General features: G+C 44.4%; 15 protein-coding genes and 1 rRNA gene. 8 read left to right on the top strand and 8 right to left on the bottom strand.

Translation table 11 applies throughout. From position 1 onward, the window contains the following. Window positions 1–6: 6 nt before the first annotated feature. Window positions 7–122: ribosomal RNA gene (gene rrf, locus L865_RS0114230) — 5S ribosomal RNA — on the top strand. 925 nt (window positions 123–1047) lie between these two features. Here rrf and L865_RS0114225 read toward each other — a convergent pair. Next, window positions 1048–1752, bottom strand: coding sequence for a DUF2057 domain-containing protein (locus L865_RS0114225; protein ID WP_028773849.1), 705 nt, complete (start codon window positions 1750–1752; stop codon window positions 1048–1050). A 212-nt stretch (window positions 1753–1964) separates the two neighbouring features. Here L865_RS0114225 and L865_RS0114220 point away from each other — a divergent pair, with 212 nt between their 5' ends. Beyond that, a complete protein-coding gene (locus L865_RS0114220) occupies window positions 1965–2333 on the top strand; it encodes a hypothetical protein (RefSeq protein ID WP_028773848.1) in 369 nt (122 codons plus the stop codon). A 121-nt stretch (window positions 2334–2454) separates the two neighbouring features. Further along, the gene (corA, locus tag L865_RS0114215; protein ID WP_028773847.1) at window positions 2455–3402 is read left to right on the top strand and encodes a magnesium/cobalt transporter CorA; all 948 of its coding nucleotides are present in this window, start codon (window positions 2455–2457) and stop codon (window positions 3400–3402) included. A gap of 22 nt (window positions 3403–3424) precedes the next feature. Here corA and L865_RS0114210 read toward each other — a convergent pair whose 3' ends face one another. Together L865_RS0114210 and L865_RS0114205 are read right to left on the bottom strand one after the other, a co-directional pair. Next, on the bottom strand, window positions 3425–3739 hold the full coding sequence (locus L865_RS0114210) for a DUF3135 domain-containing protein (RefSeq protein ID WP_028773846.1): 315 nt from the start codon (window positions 3737–3739) through the stop codon (window positions 3425–3427). A gap of 107 nt (window positions 3740–3846) precedes the next feature. Continuing rightward, window positions 3847–5112, bottom strand: coding sequence for a cyclic di-GMP phosphodiesterase (locus L865_RS0114205; protein WP_028773845.1), 1266 nt, complete (start codon window positions 5110–5112; stop codon window positions 3847–3849). Window positions 5113–5228: 116 nt separating this feature from the next. Between L865_RS0114205 and L865_RS0114200 the strand changes: the two genes are divergently transcribed. Next, complete coding sequence (locus L865_RS0114200) at window positions 5229–5927, top strand: 2OG-Fe(II) oxygenase (protein WP_028773844.1); 699 nt, start codon at window positions 5229–5231, stop codon at window positions 5925–5927. Here L865_RS0114200 and L865_RS0114195 read toward each other — a convergent pair. The 4 genes from L865_RS0114195 to L865_RS0114180 form a co-directional block, all read right to left on the bottom strand. Continuing rightward, complete coding sequence (locus tag L865_RS0114195; RefSeq protein WP_028773843.1) at window positions 5920–7272, bottom strand: ATP-binding protein; 1353 nt, start codon at window positions 7270–7272, stop codon at window positions 5920–5922. The genes L865_RS0114200 and L865_RS0114195 overlap by 8 nt on opposite strands. After that, entirely contained in the window at window positions 7263–7937 is a 675-nt protein-coding gene (locus tag L865_RS0114190) for a response regulator (RefSeq protein ID WP_028773842.1), read from the bottom strand. Before L865_RS0114190 ends, L865_RS0114195 begins: the two co-directional genes overlap by 10 nt. Before the next feature lie 251 nt (window positions 7938–8188). Next, the gene (locus L865_RS0114185) at window positions 8189–8539 is read right to left on the bottom strand and encodes a hypothetical protein (protein ID WP_028773841.1); all 351 of its coding nucleotides are present in this window, start codon (window positions 8537–8539) and stop codon (window positions 8189–8191) included. 178 nt (window positions 8540–8717) lie between these two features. Next, entirely contained in the window at window positions 8718–9476 is a 759-nt protein-coding gene (locus L865_RS0114180) for a hypothetical protein (RefSeq protein WP_028773840.1), read from the bottom strand. Between the two features lie 448 nt (window positions 9477–9924). Between L865_RS0114180 and L865_RS23880 the strand changes: the two genes are divergently transcribed. The 4 genes from L865_RS23880 (at window position 9925) to L865_RS23875 (ending at window position 15639) form a co-directional block, all read left to right on the top strand. Continuing rightward, the gene (locus L865_RS23880) at window positions 9925–11529 is read left to right on the top strand and encodes a sensor histidine kinase (protein WP_037471210.1); all 1605 of its coding nucleotides are present in this window, start codon (window positions 9925–9927) and stop codon (window positions 11527–11529) included. A 12-nt stretch (window positions 11530–11541) separates the two neighbouring features. Beyond that, window positions 11542–12897 (top strand): sigma-54-dependent transcriptional regulator, encoded by a 1356-nt coding sequence (locus tag L865_RS0114170; protein ID WP_028773839.1) that lies wholly within the window; start codon window positions 11542–11544, stop codon window positions 12895–12897. A gap of 89 nt (window positions 12898–12986) precedes the next feature. After that, complete coding sequence (locus L865_RS0114165) at window positions 12987–13922, top strand: M14 family metallopeptidase (protein ID WP_037471208.1); 936 nt, start codon at window positions 12987–12989, stop codon at window positions 13920–13922. A gap of 463 nt (window positions 13923–14385) precedes the next feature. Continuing rightward, the gene (locus L865_RS23875) at window positions 14386–15639 is read left to right on the top strand and encodes a magnesium transporter (protein ID WP_051484622.1); all 1254 of its coding nucleotides are present in this window, start codon (window positions 14386–14388) and stop codon (window positions 15637–15639) included. A 45-nt stretch (window positions 15640–15684) separates the two neighbouring features. Here the strand turns inward: L865_RS23875 and L865_RS0114150 are convergent, their stop codons facing one another. Further along, window positions 15685–16335: a LysE family translocator gene (locus L865_RS0114150; protein WP_028773837.1), complete on the bottom strand. Its 651-nt coding sequence runs from the start codon at window positions 16333–16335 to the stop codon at window positions 15685–15687. Window positions 16336–16484 lie beyond the last annotated feature (149 nt).

The raw sequence follows: 16484 nt of genomic DNA, 5'->3' as shown, positions 1-16484 counted from the left end.
AATTTGTCTGGAAACCATAGCATTGTGGTCCCACCTGATCCCATCCCGAACTCAGAAGTGAAACGCAATTGCGCCGATGGTAGTGTGGGGTCTCCCCATGTGAGAGTAGGTCATTTCCAGACGCCTATTTAAGTGAAGAAGCCACCTTATTAAGGTGGCTTTTTTGCGTTTGGAGCCTAGTAAAATAGGCTAGTTAATGGCTCGAATAAGGCAGTATTTATATTAGGTGGCTTATCCACTTAAGCACGTGTGTGCAATACCTACTCCCTACGTCACCCCGCCGCTGAGCTTGGCCAGAAACTGCGTCCATGCGTTTCTGGCATTCGGCACTTCCGTGTGCCTTGCCTCCAGCTACGAAGGCAAGCTTCTCCGCGTTCACTCTTTACTAAAAGGCTAGGGGCTGAATACTGCGTATTCAAAGCGCCTAACTTTCACCCCCATGTGTTCGCTGCGCTAACTACGAGAGTAGGTCATTTCCAGACGCCACTTTGGTTTTCACTTTTTAGAAAAGTGAACACAAAACAGTAACGATAAATCCCCAGCACTTTGTGTTGGGGATTTTTTCGTTTAACGGGCTTTGAAATGACACTCGAACATGGGGAAGTAAAAAGTCCGAACGTAGTGAGGCTCAATACCCATGTGGAGTAGGGCGAAGTGAGTGCGTTTATGAAGCGCAGCTTCATGCACTTATGTAGCGCGGAGAGCGAGCTCGAAGCTGGCCATGACAGGCGCCTTGCCTAATACACGAAAAAGCCCTAGCAGAAAACGCTAGGGCTTTTTCGTATATGCGCTTCGCGAAATCACTTACCCTCGACGTCACCCCGCCGCTGAGCGGGCTCTCCAGCTTCGTAACAAGTTACTCGCGCTTCCAAGCCCTTGAATGTGCTGCATCCAAACCAGGGCTTCTTCGCTCCCATGTGTTCGCTGCGCGAACGAAGAGAGTAGTTCAAATCCTTATACTGATTGGTATAAGTATTAGTGGCTTAAGTGCGTTCGCTATAGGGGGCAAACCCGCCGTGTGGCGGGTTTGATGTTGGCGGGTTTTAATTACTGATTTTCGATTCTTCGCTTAAATGCTTTTCTGGTTTGCTCATCAGCTTGGCTATACCAAAAGTCTAGCATTTGGCCGACATTGATTTGATCAGTATTGACTGCTGTTGTATCGCTAACAGGAGTTGTTACCGCTTTTGCGGCACTGGAGCTGGAGGTTGCAGCCGCTGAGGTTGCTGGAACAGCCGCGACCGCTGCAGGTGCGGTTTTGGGCGGGGCTTTTGGCTCCGGTGCATAACCATTATAAAGGTGGATCTCTTCGACATAGTTACGGCCGAGTTGTAATCCGTCTTTTTTTAGCACATCAATTTTAAACTTAACCTCATTACTTTGCTCATCTGTGATGGTTAGCCTAGGGCTTCTATTGAAGTTATCTGCTCCGCGATTGGAGTTGATGTTAGGTAATTCAACTTCATAGCGACCATCACTAGCTGTAAAGGTGAGCACGATGGCTTCCGATGTAAAGCGTTTCTTATCACCAAAGTCTCGATAGCTGTCTATATGTTTGAATAAAATTTGTTGGGTACCATTGGCTAGCGTCAAGGTAGTTGCGGTATTCGCTTCGCCATTGGCCACCAATACTTCGGTATTGCTAGGGAAACTAATAATGGCTTCAGCCCATGCTGGTGTATGTGCCAGGGTGGCAAGTAGTAAGGTAAAACCAGGTAGGGTTTGCTTAAGCAATGTAGGATTTTTTGTCATCGACTGTCCAAATAAAGAAGCGTAGTTTTTTATAGCATTAGTTTAGCTCTGCTACCACTACTTGGCGTGATCTAGCTTTAAATCAGTGAAAATATCTAGATTATGTCGACATGATTAGAATTTGATACTCAATCGCTAATGCTGGACGGCTTTAACAGTTTTTTTGGATTGAAGTGGTTATACTGACTAGCAAATAACTTTGAGGGCGTAATGTGTTAACCAAGATTCTAGTGACTTTACTGGTCATTGCTGGGGCTTTTTTTTATATACGCCGACCCAAAACTGCTGATACCCGTGGCCAGTCGACCGCCAATATAGGCCAGCGTATGGTGATGCGGTATGTGCTTTTTGGCATTATTACCGTATCTCTGTTAGCCAGTGGCGGTTACTGGTACTGGAATTGGCAAGATGGCAATCAAGTTATTCATGTCACCATAGTTTCGCCACTAGATGGTAATGAAACTGTCTATAAAGTTCATAAGAAAGATATTGGTCAGAATCAGATAACCACGATTGATGGTTTAAGTATTCGCCTTTCAAATCAAGAGCGTATAGTGATCGCTAAACAGCCACAACAGTAGTTTTATTCATTAATTCAAGGTTTCATCTTTTCAATACTTGTGTATCAGGTAGAATGACAGCGTTTTCACCCTGCGCCTGAGTTCAGCAAATTTTGCTCATGGTGTTTTTTCAGGAGGCTTCATGATCACAGCTTATGTATACCAGACACGTAAATTGTCTATTGTCGAACTTGATATAAAAGATACGGTACCGGCTAACACCTTGTGGTTGGATCTGTATAAACCCGATGATGATGAACGAGAGTGGTTAAGCCGTTACTCCGTTGAAGAAGTACCAGAAGAGGACGATATTAACGAGATTGAAGCTTCGGCTCGTTTTTATCAAAACAAAGATGGTTTGCATATTAACTCGCTTTTTCCTCAGCGTGCGGGTCAAGATATCAAAAGCGTTAACGTATCTTTTAACCTGCGTAAAAATTATTTAGTTACGATCCGAGAAGATGACTTAGGCCTGATCCGCCTATTGCGTAACTATTTGCGCTTAGGGCGAATCGATAGCGCTACACCTCAAGGTTTATTACTGGCTTTGTTTAACCTAAAAGTAGATTATCTGTCAGATTTAATTGAAGATATTTATTCAGTTGTCGATGGGGTAAGCGAGCAGGTTTTTGACAATAATGAGTTGGATGACGTATTTAAACTTATTACTCTGCAGGAAGATTCAAACGGTAAAATTCGCCTTAGTCTGCTCGATACACAGCGCTCTTTGCGCTATATGCAGCGTTATTACCGCCAAGAGCTTAGCGAAGATAACCTAAAAGACCTGCGTGAAATGCTGTCTGATATCGAGTCTTTGACGCCCCATAGCCAGTTTATTTTCGACAAATTAAACTTTTTGCTGGATGCGGCTATGGGCTTTAGTGGCTTGCAACAAAACAAGATTATTAAAATTTTCTCTGTTGCAGCGGTAATATTCCTCCCCCCAACTGTAATTGCCAGTGCTTATGGAATGAATTTCGCTAATATGCCTGAGCTCGAATGGCAATTAGGTTATCCCATGGCGATTTTGATGATGTTGGGCAGTGCAGCAGGCACTTATCTATTTTTTAGACGTAAAGGTTGGTTGTAGCGACTTGCGATGCGCTATTTAATTAGCGCTCGTTAATCGCAAATGGGATGACATCAGCTTTGGTTTGTCTGAATTTTTGCGGGTCGCTCATTGCTTGATTCAGTACCAAAAACTTCTCATGCATGACAGCCATTGCAGTATTACAGCGGTGATAAGGGTTAGTGCAGCGCGCCAGTTGCTGTTCTAGGTGATGTTGGGTCGACAGCAATTGAGCGCGATTGCCCTCATCACAAGATTCTATCGCTTCTTCGCATACTAACTTTTGCAGTTTATCTAGATGGTTAGGGTCGTTTTGTGCAAGCCACAGGAGCTTGTCAAAGTCTGGTAACTGAGTCATTGACCTATCCCTAATTTGTATGGCCGATAGATTCAACCTAGACAAGGGATCGGTTTTGAGCAAGTTTCTTACTAGTTTTTTACTACAAATGGCGTCTTCAAACCGGGCTATTTCTTTCCATTAGCTCCAAAGAAGTAGCTTACTCTTTCTCGTGGGTTTAGGTATTGCATCACTTTTTCAGGTAGTGCGGCAGGCGGGATACATTTAACAATGGTTAGTTTCTCATCTTCTAGATCAACGATTGGGGCTTGCTCTTTGGGAACTAAATTGTCGTAAACCATAATTCGAGGCAGTAAAATTTTATCTAGATTGACGGCCATGACCATGGCAAACTGGCCAGAAGACAGCTCGACAATACTGCCAGGGGGATAAATACCCAGCATTTTTATCAGTTTGCCTACCACTTCTTGATTGAGTTTTTCTTTATAGTTTTTATATATAAACCCTAGCGCTGCATAGGGGGTTTTCGCTTTGTTGCGTCCTTCTGGATGACAGAGCGTGTCGTAAAGATTAATTGCAGTGACCAATTGGTCAAGTTTACTGAGCGAGTCTTTCTTTAAGCCTTTGGGGTAGCCCGAACCATCGAGATATTCATGATGGTTTAGCACAATAGATTGCGCTTGCTCTGGAAAAGTATCGGCTAATTTAAGCAGCTCGGCACCCATGATCGGGTGTTGCTTCATAAAATTGATTTCAGGCGGTGTTAGCGGTGTTTTTTTACGCATTAATTGCGCGGGCACTTTCAGCTTTCCTGTGTCGTGAAAAAGCGCGCCTAAACCGACTAGTTCTATTTCATTGCGCTCCCAGCCTAATTCTTTCGCCATGATCATCGACAAAATAGAGACATTGAGTGAATGATAGTAAATCCCATCGTCATTTTTAGCCTCATCCATTAGATGCAACACTAGATTGTCGGTGTTGAGTAATTGATTGCTGATGTCGTGGATGAGTTCTTTGCCATCTTCTATGGCGTTTAATGGCCGGCTTCTGAGCTTGTTAATCAGATTGCGCATTTTGGCGATGGAGCGGTCAAATTCTTGTTGAGTTTTTTGTAGATCGCGACGCATCTTTTTTAGCTGATCGATTTTTTCTATCTTAGACTTCTGCATCTCTTCTGTGAGTGACGCCAAGTCTGTGTCGACTTTAGGCTGGGGTTTGCTACTCGCCACCTCTGGGGTCAATGGATCTGTTTCACTTTTATCAATATCCACAAATACATGTTCTATCCCTAGCTTACGTATAAGTTCGATCTGGGCTTGTTGTTTTAATTTGAACGAACTAAACAGAAACGGATGATCTTTCCAAGACACAGGTAACCTGACGAAGTTACCGACTTGAAGTTGATTTACCATCACTTTACGACTTTTTTTCATAGCTAAGGGGTCTGCGTTTTTGTTATCACTATTCTATATGAACTTACTGGCTTTACAATTACTTAACTGATATGTCAGCATAGAAGGATTATAAATTAATCAGACATACACTCACAATGGACTTTATTGAAGCATATCCCAATGCCATTCCCGATGATTTATGCGATCGCCTAATGGCTATCGTAGCAAATCATAGCGGTTCGCAACCCGGGCAGACGGGTCATGGGGTGGATAAATCTAAGAAGCATAGCACGGATATTATGCTAGATAATTATCAAGATTTATTGCCTATCAGAGACGAGCTGCTCGGATATACCTTACAGCATGCTACCCAATATTTCTCCAAATATGCATTGGCTTTGATGGGCGGCGTTGCGGTTCAAGTTGCCGGGCAAGATGGGCAGCCGGTGACCTTATCACCTGATAATTTTGAGTCTGAAGGCTTACCGCGAGCAGAAGCCTTGGTTAAATACCTGTATCGTTCTGGCTCAATTAATGTGCAACACTACCTGCAAGGCGAGGGCGGTTACCCGCATTGGCATTCGGAGCAGTTTCCACAGATTGGGCATAACGAAGCGCTGCACCGAGTGGTGCTGTATATGTTTTACCTCAATGATGTCACAGAGGGTGGCGAAACTGAGTTTTACTATCAACAGCGTAAGCTTAAACCGAAAAAAGGCACCATGGTGATCGCTCCTGCTGGCTTTACCCATAGCCATAGAGGCAATGTTCCAATCAGTGGCGATAAATATATCGCTACCTCTTGGATCATGTTTAATCGTGCCGAGCAGTTATATCAGCAAGTTGCTAAATAGGGATAGTTATTTTGAATGAGGCACCTTCTAATTTTGAGGTGCCAATAATCAATTTGCCATTGTAGCTAGAGACTATTTCGTTACATACCGCAAGGCCAATACCTTGACCGGCTTTTTGTGTGTCGGCTCTCACCCCACGTTCGATGATTTTTTGGCGGATACTTTCATCGACGCCAGGACCGTCATCTTCAACAATAAGCTCAAACTCACCATGATCATTGTATGTGGCGCTGACACGCACTTGACTGATACACATCTTAAATGCGTTTTCCATCAGGTTGCCACATAACTCCATTAAGTCACCTTTGTCTCCAGGGAACACATGCTCCTTAGGGATGTTGGCACTAAACTCGACGGTTTTGTCACGGTAAACCTTAAACAACATCGACGACAATTGCTCAATAAGTGGTGCCACTAACGTTTGTTCTTGCTTGAGTCCTTTACGACCTAGCATGGCACGTTTGAGTTGATATTTGACCAGCTGATCCATTTGACTCACCTGCTCCATGATCTTCTCGTTTGATGCTTGACGGCTCAGCTCATTGTCATCGGTTAACGCGTGGACAGCGGCTAACCGGGTTTTTAAGCTGTGGGCCAAATCGTTCATGGCATTTTGGTAGCGTTGCTGCTGCGCACTTGATTGTACTAACAGCTGGTTTAAAGCTTGGGTTACACCTTCTAACTCAACTGGATAGTTTTCCGACAAGGCTTTAGTCTTGCCACTACTGACGTTTTCTAATTCGTTGCGCATCCGGTTGAGCGGTCGCATTCCCCAATAACCGGCACTGATCAATAACACTAACGCTAATGCGAGTACCATTGCTAAACGGATGTAGGTCAAGCGGCTGAATTTGTCGAGCTCTTTTTCGAGCTTCTCAGCGTCTTTCATCACCAACAAGTTATATTGATTATGGGCAATCTCCACCGCTAAAAGGTAAACAAAGTAGCCGCGGTCATCCGCGAGGTTGAGGTAGTAGGGCGGCGAATCATTGCGGATTGCATCAAAGCGCTCACAAGTATCAAATAAGCCTTTGTCGACTGCTAAAGAAGATGTCCATACCTGCTTGAAGTTATCGTCACAACTGGCAATAACGTATTTCTCTTCAGTGTTGTTATCATCAAGCCATGAGCTGGTATCTGGGATCAGATCGTGTTCACGTAGCTCTGCAGCAACTTTGGGGATTTCCGCAATTAGCTGGGCGGTTTCTTCGTTATAATTGTTTTGCGCATGTAGGATATTTACTAGCCATGCTAGACCAAAGCCGACTAGGGCTATGATAGATAGTGAGGTGAGAAACATCCGCGTGAGCAGACGTTTCTTAGGTTTAAGAAATTTTAATTGCATGGCAGGTTGAATTTATAGCCCTGACCACGAATAGTGGCAATTGGGTTTTCTAGGCCACCTTTAGTGAGCTTTTTACGTAAGCGACTCACCATTACCTCAATGGTATTGGGGTCACCCTCTTTATCGCCATAAATGACATCAAGTAAGCGTTGTTTAGCGACGACTTCATGGCAGTGACGCATCAGGTATTCCAATATTAAGTATTCAAACGCTGTGACTTCCATGGGTTGTCCATCGAGAGACACTTGCTTCGCTGCAAGGTCGAGCTCTAATGGGCCGCTGGTGATTTGTGGTTTAACAAATCCGGCGCTACGCCTCACTAAGGCATCAAGCCTAGCGACTAATTCCTCTTTTTGGAAAGGCTTAACTAGGTAGTCATCGGCGCCGGCATTGAGGCCTTCAACTTTGTCTTGCCAGTTAACACGTGCAGTAAGAATGAGAATCGGCGCTTTGAGGCCTTCGTTTCTGAGATTTTGGATCAAACTAATGCCATCTTCGTCAGGCAGACCCAAATCGACAATTGCGATATCAATAGGGTAATTGGTAGCTTGATAGAACCCTTCTTTTGCGGTCAGTGCAACCTGAACTTGATTGCCTAATTCACTGAGCTGCACTTTTAAGTGGTGTGAAAGGATAGGATCGTCTTCAACTACCAGAATTCTCATCATTTATTGCCTACAAAATTATTTTGTTCAGTTTAGCTAGTTATCGAAACGTTGCCAACTAACATCAGTTTGTTTGATGTGAAAAGTGTAGCTAAACAAAACTTAATCTTGGCTGAATCACTTGAGTAAAAAGCTAAATCGTCGAATAAATTGCGTTGCAATTGTAATGGTAAACAGTGGTATCACTCAGGCAGCGTCTCAGCGCTGCCTGTTTAATTTGAATCTAACCTAGCGCGCTGTGCTTGGCAGCACTAGTGAAATTGGCTTTTTGAGCGTAGTAAACGTAGTTTGGCAATACCCTGCGAACAAAAGGCAGCGCTTAGGGTAAACAGTGCTACAGCGCTCATTATTGCGGCAAGCCTTAGCCAAGGGGCATCCATCGCTATGCGCATTTGTACATAATCATAGCCACTCAGTCCCCAAACCAATATTGCACAAATGACTAAGGTTGCACTTAATAAATGGTTGATAAAAGGATGCTTAATTAATAGTAATATGGGTGCTAGTGCAAAGGATGCAGCAATCAGGTTTTGGCCAAAACGCATAAAATGTGCGCCAATTAATACAAAAGCTAAAAATACGATGAGTGTGCGCCACCACATAATCATTCCCCCCAGAAAATTAGTGCATAGAGCTTACTGCAATTTCAAAGGTGCATACTATAGGTGTGTTCACAACTTAGGAAAATTCTGTCAGGTTTTCTGTATTTATTTGAACTTGAGTGCAGAGTTTACGCAATCAGTCCACCAGTAAGGCGGCTGATTGCGAGTTGGCCAGCTCTTAGTCATCGCTGTCTAACAGTTGCTGGATCTGCTGTTTTTGGGCATCGGAAATGTCGGCGTGTGAAATGATGTCTAACAACTGTTGTTTATCGATTTGATGTTTATCACTGTGATAGACCAATACTTTGTCTGCCGTGAGGTCTTGGATATCGATATCAAGATCGCCGACTTCTATTTCAACAATTTGCTCAGCAAGTTCGACCATTTCATCGGATATCACTTCTATTTGTTGGTGTAATTGGTCACCATGTTGCTCAAAGTAGACTTCAATTTCTCGCGCTTTAGCTTCCATCGCTGCACTTTGGCTTTCCATTGCTTGTGCATCTGACTCGAAGCGCTTAACGATGACCGCCATTTTGGCTTCTTTATCAGCCATTTGCTGTTTTAAATCGCGTAGCTTGAGCTTCATTTCTGGTGTTAATGTTGGTGCAGTAATAATGTGCTTGTACTGTCCACGATGGGGCGCAGACTGTAAGGTTGCTATAAGCGCTTTGCGCTGTTTTTCATCGAGGTCAGCAAGTTTCTGTTTTAAGCCCTCAGTATCTTGTATCTCTGCCGGTGTGAAGGTGTACTGTTGTGATTCGCCATCAATATTGATTTTAACATTGGTGAGTTCATTTTCATCTTGATGGATCTCAGTGCTAATGGTTTTTTGGGTATGTGCTTGTTGTAATTGGGTTGGAGCAGCATGTAAGTTATGGGCAACAATACCGCTAAACATTAGGCTTGTTAATGTCAAAAGATGGCTGAGTTTCATAGGGCGTCCTTATCAAAAGTTATTCATGTGTCGTCTTATCATTGGCCGAAGGTAATGACCTATCGGCGCTATCTTGTTACAGCGAAACCCATGCCAATGTTATATTTTTCTTTTAAAACAGGTGCTTGTTTTAATTCTGGCTGTTGCTTGCGCTATAGAAGCGCTGAGTATTGTCGCAAATCAGGTTAGGTATTCCTGATATGGGGAAATAACTTGGTGGCTAGCTAAGTGTAAGGTACTGATTTGCTAGCGTTCTGGATCTGGTATGTTTCTTGTTAATGAATAGTTTAAGTTGTCAATTGCCGGCCTTTTAGCTAAATGACGTTTGGCGCGTTCCGGTGAATTGCCTTAAATAAGTCTGTGGTTGGGGCAAATGCTAGTTGTGATCTCATGATTTCGGTGTGCGGTTTAAGATTAAATTGATTTTTGCGGGTTAACAGAGAGTGCTATGTCGATAAAACGTTATCTTTTCATATTGTTTGGTACGCTAATTATTGTTTTAGCGGTAAGTCAGCTTTTTGTAACCCATTACTTTAAGGCACAGTTGCAGGCAGAACTAAGTAGTAGTTCGGAAGCACTGTCTAAGGACCTAGTGCGAGTCCTGATTAATAGTATTGCCAGTGAGCAAGAGCTGGTGGTTGAGTTTGATGAATTTGATGAGCAGCAGGTTGAAGAGCAGATACATCAAGAGATGGAAGAGTTACATCAAGACTTTGATATGGAAATTGCTGAGATAGGCCGAGAAGTCGGTGATATTAGCAGAGAAATTGCTGCGTTAGAGATCCAAAGGCAAACTGCTCGCTCAGTGCAGGAAGATAAAGCTGTTAAGCAGCAACTTGTGGATAAAGAGCAGCGGCTCAAGCAACATTTACGGCAGATCGAAGTTTATGAAAAAGAGCTGATAAAAGACCAACAATTACGGATTGTGCAAGCAAAACGCCAAGCAGCAGCCAACTATCAGGCGAAACTCAACCAAGCGGTTAGCGAGGTTCACCTCGATACCCAATCGTGGTTGGAAAACGGCAACGTGGAAATTATCAAGCTGCCTGACTCGCCTACATCTCACCAGATTAATGTCACCCGTGCTATTTCTGTCCCCAACAGCGGCGCAACAGAGCAGTTAAACAAGCTAACTAATATTACCCTGTTGATGATTGGTATCACCTCGGTGTTGGCACTCATTATGGTGTACTTTCTAAGCCATTATATTAGTGCGCCGCTAAGTAAATTGGCACAAGGGCATCAGAAGCTTGGGCAAGGAAAGCTTGGGTTTCAAGTCAAAGAGCAGGGGGTTAAAGAACTTAAATCTATTTTGCATGGTTTCAATAAAATGAGCACTAAGCTGGCGGATTTAAGTAATAAAGAGCAACAGATGGCCGAGCAGAAGCAGCTTGCTGAGCTTGGCGAAGTCACCAGAGGTATTGCACATAGTTTACGTAATCCGCTGCATACAGTGGGCTTGCTATCCGAGGCTGCATCTCATGCCAATAATGCGGACGAATCACAGCAGATGCTGGTACAAATCCAACAGAAAATTAGTCTAATGGATAAGAGTATCCAGTCACTACTCACATTATCGAGTAGTGAAATTAGGCGTGACACGCCGGTACCGCTAGGTGCAATCGTGCAAGATATTATGCTTGAACTTGCTGTTAGCGGCATTAAACCTGATATCGAGTTTGATCAACAAAGTGAGCAAACATTGTCGCCCATTTTAGGTGCCGAAGCCGAGCTACGTAGTATCATCCATGCAGTGTTGATTAATGCAGTTGAAGCAACTGAAGAGAAAGGGTCGGTGACTGTAACGCTATCCCAGTCAGCACAGTTTCAAGTCATTCAAGTTAGAGATACAGGCCAGGGGATCGACCAAGCTATCAAGCAAAAGCTATTTCAGCCTCATGTTACCTCTAAAGCAGAAGGGTCAGGGATGGGGCTATACATTGCTCAACGGCTGCTACGAGGTCATTATGGCGGCAGCATCGATTACCGAGACAATGAAGGTGGCGGTACGCTAGCCACAATTACTTTTGCTCGCGCAATCACAGCATCTTAAAAGGAAGTAGGCATGACTCAAAATAGTCCGATATCCATCTTAGTGGTGGAGGATGAACCGGCACAACGTAAACTGATTGTGCAGATGTTAGCAGCACAGGAACACAGGGTGACGAGTGCAGCCAGTGTCGAAGATGCGATTGTCAGTTTAAAGCAGCAAACGCCGGATTTGATATTTTCCGATTGGAAGCTCGGTCAACTTACGGGGATGGATTTACTGCGTTATGTACGCACTCACTACCCTGATATCGGTTTTATTATTGCTACAGCATACGGCACGATTACCCATGCTGTTGATGCAATGCAAGCTGGCGCAGATGATTACTTGGCCAAGCCTTATCAAAGACAGACGTTACTGTTAGCCATCGATAAAGTGGCTAAATCTACCCAGTTAAAGCAGCAAAACCGGCAGTTAACCTCAGCGCTGGCAGAGCAGCAACAACTGGTTGGCTTAGTGGGTAAAGCGCCGTGTATGCAAAAAGTTTATACCCGGGTCCAGCGCATCAGTGCAACCGACGCCACCGTGCTCATTGGTGGTGAGAGCGGTACAGGCAAAGAGTTAGCCGCCAGAGCCTTGTATCAGTTATCAGACCGCCACAATAAACCCTTTGTCACTATTAATTGCGGCGCAATTCCAGAGTCGTTAGCTGAAGCTGAATTATTTGGCGCTGAAAAAGGTGCCTACACCGGCGCTAACACGCTAAAAATCGGTAAATTAGAAGCCGCTGACGGCGGCACCTTGTTTCTGGACGAAATTGGTGAGCTGCCGTTACTGCAACAAACTAAGCTATTACGCTTTTTACAAGAAGGCGTTGTATCTCGCATTGGGCAAAATACTGAAATGACACTCGACGTGCGGGTGATTGCCGCAACTCATCGAGACTTACAGGCTGAAGTTGCGGCGGGGCGTTTTCGTGAAGATTTGTATTATCGGCTCAATGTGGTGCCGATTCACATGCCTGCATTGCGTCAGCGCCGTGAAGATATCGGTCGGCTTGTTGAACACTTCCTTTGCTTACACGCAAAACAATACGGCGTTACAGCGCCTAAGCTGACAGCGAAAACATTAAAAGTCCTGTTAGATCACCCATGGCCAGGAAATGTCCGAGAATTGGCTAATCGCATCGAGCGTTTTGTGTTACTCGCCGATGAACAGGAGATGATTGCCGAGCTCAATAGTTGTGCTCCGGCTATCAGTCAGTCGCAATTTGTGTTACCTGATGAGGGCATTGAGTGGGAAAACTTTGAGAAGCATTGCCTACAGCAAGCGATGGACAGGCATGATGGCAACCGGACTAAAGCGGCGAAATTGCTAGGGCTAAGCTACAAAGCCTTTTTATATCGTTTAGAAAAACACCAATTGGTATAGCGTAGCACTAATACTTGAGTAAATTTGCATTGCAAATACCTGAGGCTTTTCTTACGCTGCCTGTAAAAATAGTAATTAAAAGGATCAGCATGACGACAGACAAGCAAAGCTCAGCCTATGGGATTGGTAGCGTAGGGCAGAAATGGGGCAAGGATGAACGTACATTATGGCTAAGTAAACAAAGCATTAAGCGCAGTTATCAGCAAGAAGTTGTGGCGAAGCTTGACGTACTGCCCGATAGCTTGGTTGTTAGTCAGTATGGAGAGTTGCCTTACAATGAACGCAATTACCCACTGTTTGTGGTTAAAAATCGGGTTTGGGATCAAGCTAAACCTACTGTGTTAGTCACCGGGGGCGTACACGGGTATGAGACAAGCGGCGTACAAGGAGCGATTCGTTTTCTAGAAACTCAAATTGCCCATTATCCACAGTTTAATTTTGTAGTGGCGCCTTGTGTCAGCCCTTGGGGTTACGAGACCATCAATCGTTGGAACCCCAATGCCGTTGATCCTAATCGCTCTTTTATGGTTAATAGTCCCGCGCCAGAGTCAGCAGCTTTGATGGCCATGGTTGCCAGTTTGGGGATTGATTTGATTGCCCATATTGACCTGCATGAAACCACTGACACCGATAATAGCGAGTTTCGCCCAGCGTTAGCCGCGAGGGATGCGGTAGCGCATACCAATTGGAACATACCCGATGGTTTTTATTTAGTGGGTGATAGCGAAAATCCCTGTGACGATTTTCAACAGGCCATTATCAAGGCGGTATCACATGTCACCCATATTGCGCCAGCTGATGACAATGACAAGTTGATTGGTGTCGACGTCAGTCAGTTTGGGGTGATTAATTACGCCACTAAAGCGCTGAGCCTCTGTACCGGGTTTTCTGATGCTCAGTACAATACCACTACTGAAGTCTACCCAGACAGCCCGCTAGTTGATGATGAAAACTGTGTTGCTGCTCAAGTTACTGCCATTACATCTGGACTTGATTATATGATTAGCCAGCATCAGCTAGGCTAGTTTAATCTTGTTTTTTGAACTGTTGCAGTCGTTCATGACTGGCTGTGACAGTTCGATTAAAGTGTTAATACATCTGGCATTGATGTTTGCACAAGGTGTTCTGCCTGTAGTCAAACTATTATTTTTCAAGATTATTTAGTCTGTTAATTGACTTGCCCATATGCCCACCTATAATGCGCGGCGATAACTGAGCTCATTCAGCAAAAAGCTCGTTCAAAAACAAAGCTTATTCAAAATCTTTAGTTGGTACTCACTCGCCCATAGGTGACTTGTGCCTTTTCATTCACCCCTACATCAGGAGATAAACATGGAAATTGATTACCCTCCTAGTATGTGCGGCGTGGAGAAGGACAGCAACTCATTGATATTCGCTCGCCCATCTGTTTTTTATAAACCGCTTCTCCCACGCCCCTTATTTTACTTAGCGATACGTTAAACCCGAGAAAATTAGGGAGGACGATTTATGTCCAATATTGCACTACCTTGTGAGCAAGGTTTGTCGATTACGCACACAGCCAATACGCTAGCTTTAGGGTCAGAACTCGATACGACTCTGAGCGGCACAAGCTTGTTGAAAATGAATTCGCAGCAGCAAAAGCAAATGCTTGCACAGTGTAGTTTGGCAAAAAGTTATCAGCTCATTGCGCCGCTATCCGTTAAACAACGCAAAGTACTGCGCGCAGCCATCAGTGAGGATATCTATGCCGATCTGACCATCGCATTAAGTCAAACCGAGCCCGTTATTGCGGTGATGTCCGGTGGCTATTCAATGCCGTTGGTGGATAGCATGGTGGTTGGTGACGTATTGGCTTTGTTGCAAACACAAAATTATACCCATTCTAGCTGCTTCCTTACTGATAGCGATGGCCAATATCTCGGCGTGTTAGAACTTGCGCGTTTAGCTGGCGAAGATCATAGCAGTTCTATTGCGAGTCTAATGCAGCGGGTACCTGCCTATCATGTCAGTTTAGATCAAGAGCAAGCGGTAACTTTATTGAGTCAGTCTAGTATTGACTGCTTGCCACTGATTGACAGTTATGGCCGTCCTGTCGGCTTTTTCAATAGCCAGCAAGCCATCTCGGTTATGCAGCGAGATCAAACTGAAGATGTAGAAAAAATGATGGGGATTCAGGCCGATGCGCTAGGTGGCACTTATTTAGAAACGTCGGTATTTGCCCATATCAGTAAGCGCATTTACTGGATCTTGGGCCTTGCTGTGGTGGGCATTACCTCAGGTATGGTAATTCAAAGCTATGATGATGCCATTATGGCATTGACCATTTTGGCCTTGTATATGCCTATGGTGGCTGATACTGGCGGCAACTCGGGTAGTCAAGCGGCTACGGTCATTGTTCGAGCACTGGCATTGGGTGAGTTAAAGCTCTCTCAATGGTTACATGTTTTGTGGAAAGAGCTGCGTATTTCATTGTTCATCGGCGCGTGCTTGGGTTTGCTAACCGCATCAAAAGTTTATCTGTTGTCGTATGGTATTGAATTGCCCGAAAACCTGACATTTTCTCTAGTGGCGTTTGCAATCGGCCTCGCCTTATTTTTACAGGTAATTTCGGCTACGGTGATTGGCGCTGCGCTGCCACTGATGGCGCAAGTGTTAAAGCAAGACCCTGCGGTAGTAGCAAGCCCCGCTATTACTACTTTGGTTGATATTACTGGCTTGCTTATCTATTTCTATGTCACAACGTCAATCTTGTTGAGTTAACGGCAAAATCGCAGACTGGCTGTTAGTACTACGTTGGCGTGGTTGCTATGTTAATGACGTGGCCAATGAGATGATGATGACACTGGATGCAATAATAAACAGTGCCCCTGTTAACAGGTTTATCAGGGCGCTGGCATTCAGTAATTTTTGCTGAATGTTGGGACGTGATAAGAAAAGCGCAATAATACAAAACCAAGCCAGTGACAGCACGAGTAACAATAATGCGGCGGAAACTTTAGTTAATAGCTGAGTTTGCGGCGTTATCATGGCTGAAAATAAGGTAATAAAGAAAACTAAGGCTTTAGGGTTGAGTAGGTTGGTGTATAAGCCCTGCAGAAAACCTTGGCTTCGGCTTAGCTGTGGTTGCTGATTATCAAGGCGAGTGAGTTGTTGCTTAGCCCGCCATTGAGCCATTGCCCCTTTGACCGCTGATAGCCCCATCCACCCTAAATAGGTTGCGCCTGCAAGCTGTACACAAATAAACAATACTGGCGAACTTTGAATGACAATACTGATGCCCGTCAAGCTTAGTATGCAGTGGATCAGGATAGCTAAAGCAATCCCCACTGCACCGGCAATAGCAACCTGACGCTGTTGTTGACTGGCCAATTTGACTACTAAGGCAAAGTCAGGGCCTGGGCTCATTAGGGCAACGCTATGAATGATTGCCAGAGAAAAAAGTAGTTGCCATTCCATTTGTAAGCTCACTTATCTTTATTATTGTGTTTCGGCATGTTGTCAGGACAAACACCGTCTTAGCTTGTTACAAAATTGATTAAATCGCTAGCGCTGATTTCAATTTAGCTGCGCGGTTTAATTGAACCCCATTAGAACAAAGGTTTGCT

This window comes from Shewanella waksmanii ATCC BAA-643, assembly GCF_000518805.1.
GTDB classification, from domain to species: Bacteria; Pseudomonadota; Gammaproteobacteria; order Enterobacterales; family Shewanellaceae; genus Shewanella; species Shewanella waksmanii.
Note: the sequence above shows the minus strand (reverse complement) of the source record. Positions and strands in the feature narration are given on the sequence as shown.

What these genes read in the sequence shown, in the direction of transcription:
- L865_RS23880 (WP_037471210.1), top strand. Translation starts at nt 9,925, where the DNA reads ATGTCGATAAAACGTTATCTTTTCATATTGTTTGGTACGCTAATTATT.
- L865_RS0114165 (WP_037471208.1), top strand. Translation starts at nt 12,987, where the DNA reads ATGACGACAGACAAGCAAAGCTCAGCCTATGGGATTGGTAGCGTAGGG.
- L865_RS23875 (WP_051484622.1), top strand. Translation starts at nt 14,386, where the DNA reads ATGTCCAATATTGCACTACCTTGTGAGCAAGGTTTGTCGATTACGCAC.
- L865_RS0114225 (WP_028773849.1), bottom strand. Translation starts at nt 1,752, where the DNA reads ATGACAAAAAATCCTACATTGCTTAAGCAAACCCTACCTGGTTTTACC.
- L865_RS0114150 (WP_028773837.1), bottom strand. Translation starts at nt 16,335, where the DNA reads ATGGAATGGCAACTACTTTTTTCTCTGGCAATCATTCATAGCGTTGCC.
- L865_RS0114185 (WP_028773841.1), bottom strand. Translation starts at nt 8,539, where the DNA reads ATGTGGTGGCGCACACTCATCGTATTTTTAGCTTTTGTATTAATTGGC.
- corA (WP_028773847.1), top strand. Translation starts at nt 2,455, where the DNA reads ATGATCACAGCTTATGTATACCAGACACGTAAATTGTCTATTGTCGAA.
- L865_RS0114195 (WP_028773843.1), bottom strand. Translation starts at nt 7,272, where the DNA reads ATGCAATTAAAATTTCTTAAACCTAAGAAACGTCTGCTCACGCGGATG.
- L865_RS0114200 (WP_028773844.1), top strand. Translation starts at nt 5,229, where the DNA reads ATGGACTTTATTGAAGCATATCCCAATGCCATTCCCGATGATTTATGC.
- L865_RS0114170 (WP_028773839.1), top strand. Translation starts at nt 11,542, where the DNA reads ATGACTCAAAATAGTCCGATATCCATCTTAGTGGTGGAGGATGAACCG.
- L865_RS0114210 (WP_028773846.1), bottom strand. Translation starts at nt 3,739, where the DNA reads ATGACTCAGTTACCAGACTTTGACAAGCTCCTGTGGCTTGCACAAAAC.
- L865_RS0114190 (WP_028773842.1), bottom strand. Translation starts at nt 7,937, where the DNA reads ATGAGAATTCTGGTAGTTGAAGACGATCCTATCCTTTCACACCACTTA.
- L865_RS0114205 (WP_028773845.1), bottom strand. Translation starts at nt 5,112, where the DNA reads ATGAAAAAAAGTCGTAAAGTGATGGTAAATCAACTTCAAGTCGGTAAC.
- L865_RS0114180 (WP_028773840.1), bottom strand. Translation starts at nt 9,476, where the DNA reads ATGAAACTCAGCCATCTTTTGACATTAACAAGCCTAATGTTTAGCGGT.